This window comes from Neobacillus niacini (assembly GCF_000759675.1).
In the GTDB taxonomy this organism is placed as follows: domain Bacteria; phylum Bacillota; class Bacilli; order Bacillales; family Cytobacillaceae; genus Neobacillus; species Neobacillus niacini_A.
Genome location: NZ_BAWM01000013.1, coordinates 19,038 through 35,052, shown reverse-complemented (window position 1 = coordinate 35,052; position 16,015 = coordinate 19,038). Strand labels below are relative to the sequence as shown.

The 16,015-nt window shown below is 36.7% G+C and carries 12 protein-coding genes and 2 riboswitches; of the genes, 2 read left to right on the top strand and 10 right to left on the bottom strand.

Annotation, left to right across the window (positions count from 1 at the left end; translation table 11 throughout):
• Positions 1 to 227: 227 nt before the first annotated feature.
• The 4 genes from thiW to thiM form a co-directional block, all read right to left on the bottom strand.
• Positions 228 to 737 carry an energy coupling factor transporter S component ThiW gene (gene thiW, locus TR08_RS06165; protein WP_045516628.1) on the bottom strand — a complete coding sequence of 170 codons (510 nt, stop codon included), beginning with the start codon at positions 735 to 737 and terminating at the stop codon, positions 228 to 230.
• Positions 738 to 815: 78 nt separating this feature from the next.
• Positions 816 to 923, bottom strand: a riboswitch (TPP riboswitch).
• Positions 924 to 1,554: 631 nt separating this feature from the next.
• Entirely contained in the window at positions 1,555 to 2,208 is a 654-nt protein-coding gene (gene thiE / locus TR08_RS06160) for a thiamine phosphate synthase (RefSeq protein ID WP_045516627.1), read from the bottom strand.
• A 9-nt stretch (positions 2,209 to 2,217) separates the two neighbouring features.
• Positions 2,218 to 3,024 (bottom strand): bifunctional hydroxymethylpyrimidine kinase/phosphomethylpyrimidine kinase, encoded by an 807-nt coding sequence (gene thiD / locus TR08_RS06155; protein WP_045516626.1) that lies wholly within the window; start codon positions 3,022 to 3,024, stop codon positions 2,218 to 2,220.
• 12 nt (positions 3,025 to 3,036) lie between these two features.
• Positions 3,037 to 3,843, bottom strand: coding sequence for a hydroxyethylthiazole kinase (thiM, locus tag TR08_RS06150; protein ID WP_045516625.1), 807 nt, complete (start codon positions 3,841 to 3,843; stop codon positions 3,037 to 3,039).
• Between the two features lie 113 nt (positions 3,844 to 3,956).
• A riboswitch (TPP riboswitch) is annotated at positions 3,957 to 4,068 on the bottom strand.
• 144 nt (positions 4,069 to 4,212) lie between these two features.
• On the opposite strand from thiM, the gene TR08_RS06145 reads away from it, so the two are divergent.
• Complete coding sequence (locus TR08_RS06145; RefSeq protein WP_045516802.1) at positions 4,213 to 4,791, top strand: HAD-IA family hydrolase; 579 nt, start codon at positions 4,213 to 4,215, stop codon at positions 4,789 to 4,791.
• A 54-nt stretch (positions 4,792 to 4,845) separates the two neighbouring features.
• Here the strand turns inward: TR08_RS06145 and TR08_RS06140 are convergent, their stop codons facing one another.
• The gene (locus TR08_RS06140) at positions 4,846 to 5,280 is read right to left on the bottom strand and encodes a universal stress protein (RefSeq protein ID WP_045516623.1); all 435 of its coding nucleotides are present in this window, start codon (positions 5,278 to 5,280) and stop codon (positions 4,846 to 4,848) included.
• Positions 5,281 to 5,451: 171 nt separating this feature from the next.
• A complete protein-coding gene (gene sstT, locus TR08_RS06135) occupies positions 5,452 to 6,690 on the bottom strand; it encodes a serine/threonine transporter SstT (RefSeq protein ID WP_045516621.1) in 1,239 nt (412 codons plus the stop codon).
• 488 nt (positions 6,691 to 7,178) lie between these two features.
• Between sstT and TR08_RS06130 the strand changes: the two genes are divergently transcribed.
• Positions 7,179 to 7,487, top strand: coding sequence for a hypothetical protein (locus tag TR08_RS06130; RefSeq protein ID WP_045516620.1), 309 nt, complete (start codon positions 7,179 to 7,181; stop codon positions 7,485 to 7,487).
• A 187-nt stretch (positions 7,488 to 7,674) separates the two neighbouring features.
• Here TR08_RS06130 and TR08_RS06125 read toward each other — a convergent pair whose 3' ends face one another.
• The 4 genes from TR08_RS06125 to TR08_RS06115 form a co-directional block, all read right to left on the bottom strand.
• Complete coding sequence (locus TR08_RS06125) at positions 7,675 to 11,841, bottom strand: S8 family serine peptidase (protein ID WP_045516618.1); 4,167 nt, start codon at positions 11,839 to 11,841, stop codon at positions 7,675 to 7,677.
• Between the two features lie 432 nt (positions 11,842 to 12,273).
• On the bottom strand, positions 12,274 to 12,417 hold the full coding sequence (locus tag TR08_RS32395; protein WP_193747686.1) for a hypothetical protein: 144 nt from the start codon (positions 12,415 to 12,417) through the stop codon (positions 12,274 to 12,276).
• Positions 12,418 to 12,709: 292 nt separating this feature from the next.
• Complete coding sequence (locus TR08_RS06120; protein WP_045516617.1) at positions 12,710 to 13,948, bottom strand: helix-turn-helix domain-containing protein; 1,239 nt, start codon at positions 13,946 to 13,948, stop codon at positions 12,710 to 12,712.
• Positions 13,949 to 14,218: 270 nt separating this feature from the next.
• Positions 14,219 to 16,003 (bottom strand): acyltransferase family protein, encoded by a 1,785-nt coding sequence (locus tag TR08_RS06115; RefSeq protein ID WP_045516616.1) that lies wholly within the window; start codon positions 16,001 to 16,003, stop codon positions 14,219 to 14,221.
• Between the last annotated feature and the right edge of the window lie 12 nt (positions 16,004 to 16,015).

The following is a 16,015-nucleotide window of genomic DNA, read 5'->3' as shown; positions in this document are numbered from 1 at the left end:
AGTACAAATAACTGTTAAAACTTTAAAGCGATAATAACAACTTTTTAATAGGAATAAAAAAAAACAAATCACAATACCTATTTGAATTATAGATATGGGGGGAATTTATCCCTAGGAAAACAAATTCTACTAAGTTTAAATCTTGGGAGAATGGGAAAAAAAGTGTCCGGCGCCGTAGATATTCATTTGTCTACCAGCGGTGCCGGACACTTTTAATGGCTCTAGATTTATTTTACTGTAGTCTCTTTCCGAGTAAAGACTGCTATTTTCTTTTTTAAAAAGATTGAAAGAATAATGGCGCCAATCAGTGCACCCGCAATAGAGCTAAAAATAAATAACGGAATAAATCCAAACAATGTTGCTTCTTGACCTAATAGTAGAGTTGCGATCGGGTAGCATAGAATCGCTCCGATAATGCCCGTTCCGATCACTTCACCGAAAAAGGCCATATATATCTTTCTGGTTTTCATAAAGAGGAGCCCAGCCAGCAAGGCACCAACCATACTACCTGGAAATGCAAAGATGGATCCGGTCCCCATGATATTTCGTAAGATCGACACACATAGTGCCTGTGCAACCGCATAAAACGGTCCTAATAGAACGGCAGACAACACATTCAAGAAATGCTGAATCGGAAACACCTTTGTGAAACCAACCGGAATAAACAATATATTACTCGAGAGTGTGCCAATCGCGATCAACATCGCTGTCAATGTGAGTTTATGCGTTTTTCTCATAAAAAATCCCTCCAAGTTTTTTATTAGCACTGGGGGATTACCGGTTTATACTATAAATTACCGACAAAAATCAGTTCATGTAAGTATAGTTCACTTTCCTACGCTGGTACAACCCAGATCAGGTTCAGGAGTTTAAGACCATATTTGGTCTAATCTCAGCCAATTTCGGCTCCCCCAGTGCTAGTATGAAATTTTATTGGTGACTGTGTGAATCATCAATTTTTTGTAATTTGCAATTTCCGAATAGCAGCTTACTTCTTGTAGCCACTTTGATGGATTTAATCAAGAGTTTTGGTCACAGCGACCCTTCTTGTGACCATTTTGATCGTTTCATCCATGAGTTTTGGTCACAGCGACCCTTCTTGTGACCATATTGAAAGGTTCATCCATGAGTTTTGGTCACAGCGACCCTTCTTGTGACCATTTTGATCGTTTCATCTATGAGTTTTGGTCACAACGACCCTTCTTGTGACCATTTTGACAGGTTCATCCATGAGTTTTGGTCACAGCGACCCTTCTTGCGACCATTTTGATCGTTTCATCCATGAGTTTTGGTCACAGCGACCCTTCTGGTGACCATTTTGAAAGGTTCATCCATGAGTTTTGGTCACAGCGACCCTTCTGGTGACCATTTTGATAGTTTCATACATGAGTTTTGGTCACAACGACCCTTCTTGTGACCATTTTGACAGTTTCAAACATAAGTTTTGGTCACATGGATACTTTAACTATATTAAAATTTTCATACAAGAGATTTGGATACACAACCCCTGATGTGCAATCTTTGAAGACTTTTTTTTAAAAAGTCAATAAAGTCTTAAAATACACTTTTCCATAAGGCTTGGGTGGCTTCTGTAACAGAAGGAGCATGACTGATCGCGGTTATAACTGATACGCCATCAGCTCCCGCTTGGACAACAGACCCAGCATTTTCGGCAGTGATTCCGCCAATTCCGACAATCGGAATCGTTAATCCTTTGTCTCGCAGTTCTTCAATTAGCTTCGTTCCGTTTGAGGGTTTGGCATCTTCTTTTGTTTTCGTAGGAAAAACGGGTCCGATTCCAAAATAATCGGCTCCACCATCTAAAGCGGTCATAGCCTCTTCGTAACTATGTACAGAAACTCCAATGATCTTATCGGAGCCAATTTTCTTTCTTACTTCCTCAATCGGCTCATCATCCTGCCCGACATGAACACCGTCTGCGTTAAGCGCAATCGCTAATCCGATATCGTCATTAATAATAAATGGAACCCGATGCTCTCGGCATATTTGTTGGAGTTCTTTGGCCAGTTCAACCTTCTTATCATCCGTTAACGCACCGGTACCTTTTTCGCGGAATTGAAAAAGGGTAATTCCGCCTTCAATGGCTTCAAGCAAAACTTGTGCGGGATTGTCCTTGCAATTTGGACTGCCCATAATAAAGTAGACTTTCAATGCTTCTCTTATTGCATCCCTATTACGAATATTCATGCTGCTCACCTACCTTGTCAGTACATTTCTTTTTCGATATGCCCAGTGATTGGTTGGTCCATGACCCTGACCAATCATTAGCTGATCTTCAATCGCTGCTTGGATAAAATGCTTTGCTTTCGATACTGCCTCATAAACACTTAAACCTTTGGCCAGTTCAGCTGTTATCGCCGCGGAAAAAGTACATCCTGTTCCGTGGGTATTCTTTGTCAGAACTCTGCTACTCGTAAAGGTGGTAAAGTCGTTGCCATCATACAAATAATCTACCGATAGATGTCGGTCTTCGTCATGCCCGCCTTTTACGACCACATTCTTAACTCCTAAATCATAAAGACGTTTTGCCGCTTCCTGTTTATCTTCATGCGTTCGAATCGACATCCCTGTTAAAACTTCTGCCTCAGGAATGTTTGGTGTAATGACCATCGCAAGGGGTAATAAATATTGTTTCATTGCCGTAATGGCCTCGATTTGAAGCAAAGAGGCGCCGCCCTTTGCAATCATAACGGGATCAACCACGACATTTTTCCAGTTATAGTATTCTATTTTTTCAGAAACTGCTTGGATGATTTCTGCATTAAACAGCATTCCTGTTTTAAGAGCGTCTGCACTCATATCTTCGCCAATTGATTCGATTTGTTTACTAACTGCCTCAGCTGTCATCGGAAATACAGCTTGAACCCCTTGCGTATTTTGGGCCGTTACAGCTGTTAGAGCTGACATACCGAAAACCTCTAGCTCCTGAAAAGTCTTTATATCCGCCTGAATTCCGGCACCACCGCCGCTATCAGAACCAGCAATTGTTAATGCTTTTTTCATTGTGTCCACTCCTTATAACTGTTTGAATGATGCTAATTGATCGATATCTTCTGAAGTAACAAGGGCAAGTTGATTTAAAAATTCGATTTGAAAACTGCCAGGCCCCATATTGCCCGCCTTTTCGAATGCTTTTTCCGCTGCGATTCCATAGAAGGTTAAGGCAGATAATCCAGCGAGTAAAAGATTCTTCTCCACTCCCGCAAATGCTCCGATCACAGAGGTTAACAGGCAGCCTGTACCTGTCACTTTTGTTAACAGTGGATGTCCATTGGAAACCAAATACGTCGTCTTTCCATCTGTTAGCACATCTTCTTTCCCGGTAATCACGACTGTGGTATTAAGCTTTTGTGCCGCGGATATAGCCAATTCCACACTACTCCCTTGATGTTCACCCGCATCCACACCTTTGATCTCCCACTTTTCCCCTAGAACATTGGCAACTTCAGCTGCGTTTCCGCGAAGAACAGATACTTTCACTTCTTCCATTATTTTTTGTGCCATTTCCGTTCGAAAAAGAGTAGCACCTGCTCCAACGGGGTCGAATATAACCGGAATGCCAAGTTCATTAGCCGTTTTTCCTGCTAATATCATCGAGCCGACAACTTCCCAGTTTAATGTCCCGATGTTAAGGACGAGGGCACGAGAAATCCGAACCATGTCTGCAACCTCTTCTGGAGCATAAGCCATCACGGGTGAAGCCCCCAGTGATAGAAGTCCATTAGCCGTAAAATTAGTGACAACCACATTGGTAATATTATGTACGAGCGGGTTTTCCTCTCTTACTCTTTGTAAAATTGAACTTAAATCTTTCCTATTCATAACAGTACCTCCATCTTCTTTCTCCCTTTTTTAGTGACTCTATTAGTTTTTTAAACATAAAAAAGCCAGATCCATCATAATTGGACCTGACTTAAATAGTTAGAGAAAAGGTAATTTCTACTTTGCTACTTTCCTACGCTGGTATCATCCAGATCAGGTCCAAAGGGTTAAAAAACGAATAGTTTTTCTCTCAGCCCGTATATCAGGGCACCCCTAGTAGGTAAAATTTTATGTAATTATTTCTTATAATAGTCTACAAGTTTTGATATGTAAAGTTTTTTAATCCCTGCTGGTTTTATGAAAAAGATAATGATACAGTATTATTTTTGAGAGATATTTTGAATAAGTTTTTGAAATGAGGGATAAATGTTGAACATATTATGGGATTTTGATGGAACACTTTTTGATACATATCCAGCACTGGTGGAAGGATTTATAAAGTTAAGTCGGCGTGAGCTCGATCGCAGTGAGGTTTTAAAATGGCTAAAAATTGATTCACTAACGACCTTTAAACATTACGGCATTGATGAAGCAAAACGTGCAGAGTATAAAAGTATCGATAAACTTTACTCAAAAGAGTACAGTACACCCTTTGAGCATTTAAAGGATGTACTATCAGCGGTTGAAAACAATATAATCGTGACCCATCGTGATAGAGAATCTACCATGTATCTCCTTGAAAAATTTGGTTTAACCCAATATTTTAAAGAGATTGTTTCCGTTGAAGAGCAAGGGTTCGACAGAAAAACTCATACAGCTTCATATGAATATGTCTTAAAAAATCACCACATTGATTTGGTTGTAGGTGACAGAGAACTTGACTTACTTCCAGCAAGAAAATTAGGGATTAAAACCGTTGCCTTTCAAAATCACAACATTGAAGCTGATTATCACTTAGATAGCTATGCTGAATTTATTCCTTTAGTCTCCAAAAATAAAAGCTTGTAGAAGTTGTCCTTTGAGACTTCTTCTTCAAGCTTTTTTGATAAGGTTTTTATTAGTTTATTTTACAATAAAAACTGGACATGGTGCCTTTTGTACGACATAATGACTGACGCTTCCCAAGAATAGTTCCTTCAGTCCACTTAATCCTCTGCTTCCCATTACAACCAGATCTGCATCATTTTGCTTCACACAATCAACTATCATTTGTCCTGGATTTCCTTCTAATAATACTGTTCTTGTTTTGTTTGGGAGCTCAGTCAGTTCTTGCTGAATTTCATTTCGTATGGTATTTGCTTCTTCACGTTGAGTTTCTTGGGAGTCCGTAACAAATCCGTAAGAATAAGGCATAGGTCTTACTGGTTGTAAAACCATTACTACAATCATTTCAATTTGATTATCTTGCTTCGCTAAATTCATTGCCATTTTCAAAGCCTTTTTGCTTAATTCTGAATGATCATATGCAACTACGATTCTTGAATAATCCGTTAACATTTTTCTCATCCTCTCAAAATAAAAACTTTATCTTCTACTTTTATTATACATCTTTCATTTTTTATAGTGGCCATAAGATATTGACAACATTGTTACATTGTTAAATTCTCAAAAAAATCCCTTCTGTTAAGACAGTTTCCTGTTTTAACAAAAGGGATTATCAGTTTTTTGTTAAGCCACTTTTTTGATATCTACTTTTTTCCCTTCCTTAAGCCTCTTCCTATAGTCAGCTGTAGCTGTGAAAAGGACGTCTGTTGATGAGTTAAGGGCAGTTTCAAAAGAGTCTTGTAAAACACCGATGACAAAACCTACTCCAACTACCTGCATTGCTACATCATTAGGAATACCGAATAAGCTACAAGCAAGCGGGATCAATAAGAGTGAGCCGCCAGCAACCCCTGAAGCACCGCACGCACATACTGCGGATAATACGCTGAGGATGATAGCTGTAGGGATGTCCACTTGAATGCCAAGTGTATGAACCGCTGCAAGAGTCAAAACAGAAATCGTAACCGCTGCACCTGCCATATTGACTGTTGCACCTAATGGAATCGATACAGAATAAGTATCTTTATCTAAATCTAGTTTTTCACATAATTTCATATTTACAGGAATATTGGCAGCAGAGCTGCGTGTAAAGAATGCGGTAATACCACTTTCCTTAACGCACTTGAAAACAAGTGGATAAGGGTTCTGACGTACGTTTACGAATACAATGAGTGGATTGACAACGAAAGCCACAAAAAGCATGCATCCAATCAAGACAACAAGTAATTTTCCATAGCTTAATAGTGACTCAAGTCCATTTGTTGTAATTGACTCAATAACTAGACCCATGATCCCTAATGGAGCGAACTTGATTACCCATGTAACCATTTTAGATACGGCGTCTGAAAAATTAGTAATCAATGTTTTTGTTGTATCTGGTGCATTTCTTAAAGCCAACCCTAGGACAATCGCCCAAGCTAAAATACCGATATAATTTGCATTTGCAATGGCATTTACCGGGTTATCGACAACGTTCAACAGTAATGCTTTGAGAACCTCTACTACACCACCTGGAGCCGCCAAATCCTCAGCGCCCTTTGTAAGTGTAATACTAACAGGAAAAATAAAGCTTACAATTACGGCAATTAATCCAGCTAGAAACGTCCCTAAAAGATATAGAGAAATAATGGATTTCATATTCGTTTGCTGACCACTCTTATGCTGCGCGATAGCTGACATAACCAAGAAAAGTACCAATACTGGTGCAATGGCTTTTAAAGCACCTACAAATAAAGATCCTAAAATGACAACGGGTTTTGCTGCTTCGGGAATCGCGACAGCCAGGATAATACCAATCAATAAACCAATAGATATTTGTTTTACCAGACTGATTTGATTCCACTTTTTCAATAGATTTTTCATAGATGTTTCCCCCATTCGTTTCAGATAATCGTGCACCATTCCAAAAGAACATAAAAGTGCTATTTTCCCTCTATCTATTATTTTTAAATTATCTGCCTCTCTTCAAGTAGATTATAAATTCTAACAAATATCATTATAGTGAATTTTTAGATATATTACAATATCATAAATATTATGCTAATAGTATGAAAATTCATAATATATGTTTTATGTTTCTAAATTGGTATGTTGTTAGTATAACAAGTTACTGGTGGATAATCAATAAAATGTGAATAATATTTTATAAAAAACGATTAATGTTCGTGTTTAGATAGAATTATGTGCGCGTTTTATTATTAACGTTCGTATTTTTAGTTTTCAGTGATGTTCAATAATCCTTTTCTTCAATATAATAGAGATATTCTGCTATAGGTAGAAAGACCAAAGGAATATAGTAGGATTTACTTTCCCCTTTCATCTTTTAAAATACTTAGTGGGAGGTTAGTATTATGTTAAAAAGAATGATCATCCTTGGAATGCTCACAGCAATTTTATTAGTATTATTTTTAGTAAAAACTCAAACCACTGCTCCTGTCAGTAATCTAAGCAATGATTCCTCTGAATACAAAACGGTAGAATACAAAATCACTAAAATTAAAGATGACCAATACTACGGACAAAGTGATGATGGAACAAAGATTGTTTTTTCTGCTGAAAGTATCGATTCGGGTGATAAAATTCAAGTCAATGATGAGGTCATATGCTATTTTGAAAAAGATAATATAGGTAAAGGATTAGTAAAAATAGAAAAGAAATAATGTTTGTCTGTACATATTCTAAAATGTTCGGGACCTGTCCCTTTCCAGCTACACAATTGAGTATTATCAGCACCAAACGGAATGCCGATGTCATTCCAATCAAGAGATCCACAACAAGGCTAAAAAATCCCCGATTCATGATTGAGTCGGGGATTTATCATTTAAGTAGTTGTTCTCTTCCTATTATTTATAAACCTAATACACTCTTCACTGTTTCTAATGTTTGAGATTTGTATTTCTTATTAGGAACTGGAGCATTGTTAATTGTTGGATTTTGCATTAAATAATTCTTTTCTACAAATGCCATATCCTTTGCATCGACAACTCCATCAAAATTAATATCTGCTTCTCTAGTGTTTGTACCCCAATACTTTTGTAAATACAAAGCATCCATTACATCAATTACATCATCTTTGTTAACGTCCCCTGCAATAGCCGGGTTTGGTCGTAATAAAAGATTTTGATATGTGACTTTACCCTCTTCATTGAAGCCAATTGTAAAGTTTTTGTGTACTGTAAAATGTCCAGGAACATTAAACTCAAGTTCGTATTGATCATCATTTAGTGGTAAATTAGGTATTTTATATACTACTAAAGATGAAACTGTTCCATTGTATACCGTGCCGTTTGAACTTGTTGCTTTTACTTTAATGCCCATTTTTGAATAATCATATGATTGATTAGGTTGCTGATTTGGTGTTCCATAATAAATCGTAAATGCCTCAGCGTAATTGGTACCACGAGCTAGTGAATACGTTGGTTCCATAAAATAAATTGTAGGATTACTGCTTAATGCTGTTTTTGCCGTATTATTTATATCTGTATACGTAACACTTGGTATATAAGCTGGAAACATTACAGGGTATGCAGTATAAGTGTTACTCATAGTAAATCCTAAATCTACTAAAGAAAGATTTCCTGATAATGGAGTTGCTCCATCTTTTAATGTAACTGTTACAGTCGCTTCATATATATTACCAGCAAAAAGCTTCTCCGCAACATTTACATTGACTTTATCTGCCAAACTTGGATGTGGTGTGACATTCATTGACGCAACATCAGTGTGATGATAAAACTTATAAACAACTTGTTTTACATTGCTTACTTTATTTAAAGTTAATGTCGCATGGGCTGTTTCTCCCATTTTTGCAGATCGTTTATCAGATTGCATGAAACCATAAGCTACATCGTCTTGTGTAACAAAGATCTCTCTACCTTCTTTGAATGTTTTATTAGATGCCGCGTCCATTGCATAGAATGATAGATTCATTGCTCTTGTTGAGTTTGTTGGAATATTAACGGAAAATGTACCATCTGCATTGACAGGAACAGATACATCTCTTCCTCCAAAATTGTCTTTATAAAACACTCTAGTACTTCCTTGATTAAAATTCATGCCAAGTGATTTCATCTCTTCTGTTTCGTTATCATACACTGAACCAGTAATCGTCACTGTACTTTGACCATTTTTATACTCAACAACGTCAGGACTGTTAACCGTCATCTTTGGAGCCGTATTATCAAAATAGAAAGGTGCTTCTTGAGAGAACGTGCGACCCGCATCATTTGTTCCAATTAATTTTAGTTTATAGAAACCTGGTTTTGCTAAATCAGTGTCATAAGCAAATGGGTGCTCTGAATCACCGGTTGCTTTGTAATAATGACCATTAAATATTTTAGCAACTCCATAATTCACATTTTCATTCATGCCTAAAGTATCCAAAGTACTAACGAATCCTAAATCTTTGTTCGTTTTTCCGTCAACAAGAATGACATCAATCGTACGCATATGGGATTTGATACTGAGAAATGCATTCGTATAAATTAATTGTCCTGCATACGCAGAATCGAACACTTGCGTAAATGCTTGTGGACTCATTGTTACTGGGTTTATTCCTTCTTCGACTGTTTTAATGGCGAATGGTACTTGGTATGTTTCTTCTGAGTTTTCATGATTTGTATAAGTAACATATCCTTCATACGTACCAATTGCTGCTGATTTAGGAACTGCAATCGAAACAACTGATTTCTTTTTCGCATTAGGTTCTAATTTAATGGACTTGTCTGTTTCAATCATGACTCCATTTGCATCTGCATCCAATGAGCCCCTGCGATCTATTTGGAATGTAACGTTCACATCAAATGTTTTTGCTTGATCGCTATTATTATAGAAAAATAGTGAACGTTCTTCACTTACATTTGCTCCACCCGGTGCAAATACGCCAAATGCAAGCGCACCCGTTAAATCTTTCACTGTTTTTAGGTTACCTTTTTTATCATGTGATCCAAGTGTTTCATCTAATACTTCAATTCTTGTTTGTGAATGCATCGCTTCATAAGGATCAACTTGCCCTGCGCCTACTTCATACACGCTGTACTCCCCATTTAATGTGTCTGCAGTATTCATTAATGTTTCTTTAATTTGAGCAGGCGTTAAATTTGGATTTGCTTGTAATAATAATGCAGCAACCCCAGCTACATTAGGAGTAGCCATTGATGTTCCTGATAAATTATCATATGCATATTGATAGTTACCAATTTGATCTGCTCCGTGCATATAAGATGGTACAGTCGAGAAGACTGATACGCCTGGAGCCGTTACTTCTGGTTTAATATCGTATGTGATACGAGCTGGACCACGAGAACTGAAGCTTGCCAATTTGCTTCCTTGTACAGTTTCTTTTCCCATTTCGTCAAATGAGAATGTTGGTGTTCCTGTACCAAGTTTTGATTGAATGACAGTCGCTTGTTCTTTTGATACGGAGAACGCTGGAATCATTCCATACCCTGCACCTAAATAAGTCGGAATATAGCCTTCTCCAACCACATTATTGGCAATAATTACTGCCTTAGCACCGTGTTTTTGTGCTTCTTTCACTTTATCAACAAGAGCTGTAATACCTCGATTGACTAATACAATTTTTCCATTTACATCTTTTCCATTATAATCATTTGGTGATCCTGAATTCGGAATTGAGACGATTGGTAGATTTTGTCCTTGTAATGTATCTACTTTGTCATTAAAACCTTTACCTATCAATTTTAAATCCGCAGATACCTCTTCTATACCATGCAAAGTTGCTTTTGAGATAGCAATTTCTTGAGTCGTATCATTTGCTCCAACTGTAATCGCTAATGCAGATGCACCTGGTGCCCCAAGTGTGTACATTTCGTTTCCAGCATTACCTGCTGCAACTACTGCTGTAACACCTGAAAGAACAGCATTGTTAACTGCCAGACTTTCAATATTCTCTGGATCATTCAAATTACTACCAAGCGATAAATTGATAACATCCATTCCATCGGCTACAGATTTATCAATTCCGCCTAATACACTTTCAGTTGATCCAGAACCGAATTGTCCTAACACACGATAAACATAAAGGTCAGCATCTGGAGCTACACCTGTTACGGCGTAATCTGTATTATTTTTACCTTGTCCAGAAATGATTCCAGAAACATGAGTTCCATGCTCCGTATAAAAGGTTGATCCACTTTGACTTTTTTCGGGAAGGCCAGATTTCTTCCAATCGTCGTATGTAGTCTCCATCGGATCTGCATCATTATCGACAAAATCCCAGCCTTTCACCGAGCTTGGACTAATTGTTTTCGGATCAACACCTGTTTGTGCACGGTATCCCTTATATGCATCCGTTAAATCAGGATGGTTGTAATCAATTCCTGTATCAATTACCCCTACCTTAATCCCTTTACCTGTAAATCCCTCGTCATGTAACTTATTGATTCCTGGAAATACCTCAGTTGCTACTTTTTTCGAATCACTAGATCCTTTTGGACTAGTAGGTGGCTCAACTTTAAAGACATTATTTGGCCAAACAGCTTTTACAACTTTCGATTGTAGTAATGACTTTACTTTATTTGCTGGAAGCTCAATTGCAACACCATTTAAAGAGTTTTTATAAGTGTGCTTAATCTTAAATAATTTTTTATTTTCTTTTAAGTCCTCTTTATAAATTGTTTGTAAATCATTTTTAAACGTTTCTTGTGCTGCATTTGCTTTTTGTTCTGCTTCTGAAAGTGATAAACTATTTCCATTTGCAGCTTCTTCAATGACTGCAACTTTTGTCGGCTTGTCCTTAAATTCCACGATTACCGACAAATTATCTGAACTCTCTAAATCTACTGAAGGTGATAACTGGAGCCCTTCCTGACTACTTACTTCTAATTTTTGTAGAGCTTGACGTTGCTCTGTTGTCAGCTTTGATAATACTTGCTCTATCGAGTCAGTAGACGTTGCTTTAACAACAGGCTGGTGATTACTGATAGGAAATGAACTAAATAGTACTCCTGTACTAAGAGTTAAAACAGCAGTAACTTTAATAAGTTTTTTCATCAAACTCACTCTTCCCCTCTTTAATGATTAGTTTAGCAATACCTTTTGCAGTTTTTTTGTTCATGTGGTTTACCCCTCTTGTCTTATTTTGTTTCTGGTTTCATTGTATATAAGTTTGATGTAATTTTAATTTTGAGAAATTTCATCAAATTCTATTTTTTTAATCAATTTATTTTATTTTTATTGGTACTTTTAGTAAAGTTTGCTATATAACTAGAGCCAAAATAAAAAAAGAGAGCCCTAATGAGTTCTCTGTCGATTTTGTCATTTTAGTTGTGTTATTTTAAGAAAAAAGAAATGAGATTTATGTGTTTACTTCCCTAACTTTCATGCAGAAGTTGTTTATATTTTTCTTCCTGTTCAACAGTCACATGATTTCTATATGTCCAAAACAGCCAGAGACAGCGCTTTAACATCTCCATATTTCCTATTTTACTCGCTGAGTAAGCTACTGATTGCAAGTGGTTCTGAAAAACGATTTGGCATTGTTTCAATGATAATTTCATATAGAGGATAAGCTTCTTTTTCTTTTCCAGCTTTAAATAGCATCTCCGCAACCGTAAAGATATACATCAAATTCTTATTTCTTATCGTTTTTGATTTTTCTTCTAAAATGGTGCTTAAAATAGCATGAGAATGTTGTTCGTAACCTTCACGTACACATTTATATAAGAGCTGTATCGTTCTCCGTTTATCTAAAGGCTGATTTTCGTTGAAGCATTCTTCTATATAATCAGTGTATAATTGTAGGTAAGTTTGAGGTAATTTTGAATTTGAGAAATTCTATCAAATTATTTTTTAAAAATAAAAAAAGAGCCCTATTGAGCTCTCCTTCCATTTTGTCATTTACTAGAAAACCTAACTAATTTTAATGGAGCAGTTGTTTATATTTTACATCCTGTTCAATAGTCACATGATCTCTATATGTCCAAAACACAAAAAAACAGCGTTTTAGCATCTCCATATTTCCTATTTTCTTTGCTGAGTTTGCTACTTCTAATAGCTCATTCATCCCTTCTTGAAAACATTTGCATTTACACAGATACAAAGAGAGTGCATAACGATAACGCAAATAAGCCTGTTGCTTGAAGAATTCCTTACTTACAGATATATCATCGATCACAGGTTTGAATCTTTTCAATAATGTCTCAGCATTATCTAATCGGTCTAATTCTACATATGTCTCCAGCAATCTTGGCAACCCCATATATATATCATCCCTATTTTCTAACCATATAAGATATTCATCTACATACTCTAAAAAATCATAATCCAACAGGGCAACTAATCTGTTTCCGACAGCAATATCTGCGAAAAATTCGTTAATCTGTGCATATCGGTCTGTTAGGCTCAATACTTCATCCAATGATCCACCGAGGCGTCTCAGCGCAAAACTTTTATACTGCAAGGCTCTGCCATAATATTCACCATCGTTGACCATAGCCTCCAGTTTCTCAGCGTAATATAACACTTCTCTCCACTGCTCACGTCTATAGTAAAATGCGGTAATCCAAAAATAGGCATCCATTTTCACATCTATGGGCATATACGCTAACTGCTCCAAAACATATGATAAAGCCTGTTGACCTTCCTCAGTCAATCTAACAATATGAAACCGTCTTAAATAACTGATAGCCAGTGTCTCAGAGAATCGGTTAGGCATTGTTTCAATGATAATTTCATATAGAGGATAAGCTTCCTTTTCTTTTCCATCTTTAAACAGCATCTCCGCAACCGAAAAGATATACATCAAATTCTTATTTCTTATCGTTTTTGATTTTTCTTCTAAAATGGCGTTTAAAATAGAATGAGAAAGTTGTTCGAAACCTTCACTTGCACATTTATATAAGAACTGTATCGTTCTCCGTTTATCTAAATGCTGATTTTCGTTGAAGCATTCTTCTATATAATCAGTGTATAAAGCAGCTTCTTCTAATCCAAATGCTTTGGTGATTGCATCTAGAATTTGTAGAGAAAGAGGTTGCTTGTGGTTGAATATACGACTTATATCACTAAGATGAATGCCGGAGTGTTTTGCTAAATCCGTTTTACTCCATTTTTTCTCCTGCATAAATTGTTCAAGCCTAAAAAATAAAGTTTGATTCATCTTAACCACCTTCTAAAGCTATAATGATATATAATTCGAAGTTTAACCACAAAATGTGTTCCTTTTTCTAACTCGTCTTATTTATATTAATATATATTTACTGTTAATTGGGTGGGATAACTGTTTGAAGCTAAAATTGTAAACTTACTAGTAAATTTATTATGTAAACTAAGTCTAAACCAAATTATTTCTCATATAGAAAAAAGAACCTCAGTTTCCTTTCTGAGGTTCTTATTCATCCGAAATGAAACATTAATTCATGCAACGTGTTTAATCCTTCATTTGTTCTACTAATAGGTTGGCGTAGGTTTCGCCGCCTACTCTCGTTAAATGAACACCATCATTTGCAAAAAACTCCGGATGGCCAGCACTGGCACTATACCAATCTACGAGAATTGTATTAAACTCACTGTTAACAACTTCTTCTAACGTACGATTGACAGTCGTTTCCCATGCCCTGGGTACTCGACAGTTCACTAGAAACACTTTTTTATTTTCGAGACCTTCAATTACATTTATTAAGTCTGTTTTAACAAAAGGTCCATTGGTTCCTAGTTGAATTATCACATATTCCCCTAATTGCCCTCTGCCCTCTAGTTGCTTAATCACCTCAGGCATCTCAGACATTTGCCGACCGACACGGTAATCGATAACCGCTTCTGGATAATAGTTTTTAAAGAACGGAGCGACATCATGGAGAATTGAATCACCAATAACCGTAATGGTCTTCATTTTAAGGTCTGGTACGGTGGTCTCCTCTTCAGGTTCAGGCTCTATGATTGGATCGTTGTTGAAATTAATTTCATTTATAGTTTCAACTGTTAAGGGTGCTTTAGTAGTAACAATGACGGTTGTTTTTGTAGCAAATACGACTCCAATTCCCACTAATAATACAAATAGTACAGCACAGCTTCCTAAAACTATCCTTTGTTGAATGAGAGGCAGACTTCTTAATCGTTTCTGAGTAGTTTTTAACTGCCCTTTCCTAATTGGTATTTCCACAAATCGATAGGATAAAGCTGAAATAAACAATGTAGACGCTATCTGTAAGGTTAATCTCCAAATGTTTATTCCATCTGTATTAACAATCGGTGTGGTTAAAATTATAATCGGATAATGCCATAAATATATTCCATAGGAACGAACTCCAATCCATCGGATAGGCATCACACTTAACCATTTCGCTAGCTTACTTGCAGGATGAGCTAATGCCGCAACTACTAAAGTGGTAATAAAGGATAAAAGAAGCATGCCACCTTGATAATGAAAATGGTCAAATTGTGACGTAACCATAAATAATATGATGATAAGCAGAAGGCCTGTTATTCCTACAATTTCCAAAACCAAACTTGCATGTCTAGGCAACGTCTTAGATAATCTTTGACTTGGCCAAACGAAGGCAAGGGCTGCTCCTAGAAGCAGGGAAAAAGCTCTTGTATCGATTCCATAATACACACGAGAAGGATCTTCTCCTGGTATATAGAGGAATGCCATTAACCAAGCAGAAATGACGATTCCGACCAGGATAGCTAAAACTCGAAACCTTTTTCTATTAATAAAAGTAAAACCAAGAATCACTAGCAGCGGCCAAATAAGATAAAATTGTTCCTCAATTGCCAGTGACCAGATGTGAGTTAGCGGTGAGGCCGGACCGAAGGAATCAAAATAGGAAACTTCATGGAAAATGTACCACCAATTTGTGAAATATAAAAGTGAAGGCAATAAATCAGAACGTAATTTTTCAAACGAAGGATGATCACTGAATGTTACCCAAACTGTAACGATAAAAATCATGACCAATAAGGCAGGAGCCAACCTGCGAAAACGCCTTATCATAAATCGAAGGAAGTTAATTTTATTATTTTTATTCCATTCTTCAATAAGGATGTCCGTAATCAAGTAACCGGATAATACAAAGAAAACCGTTACACCTGAAAACCCACCCTGAAACCAAGGGATATTTAAATGGTAAAGAATAACACCAATGACAGCTACAGCTCTAAGTCCATCAATACCAGGCATATATCTGCGTTTATCGTTGCTTGAGGCCGACATTACATCCCCTCT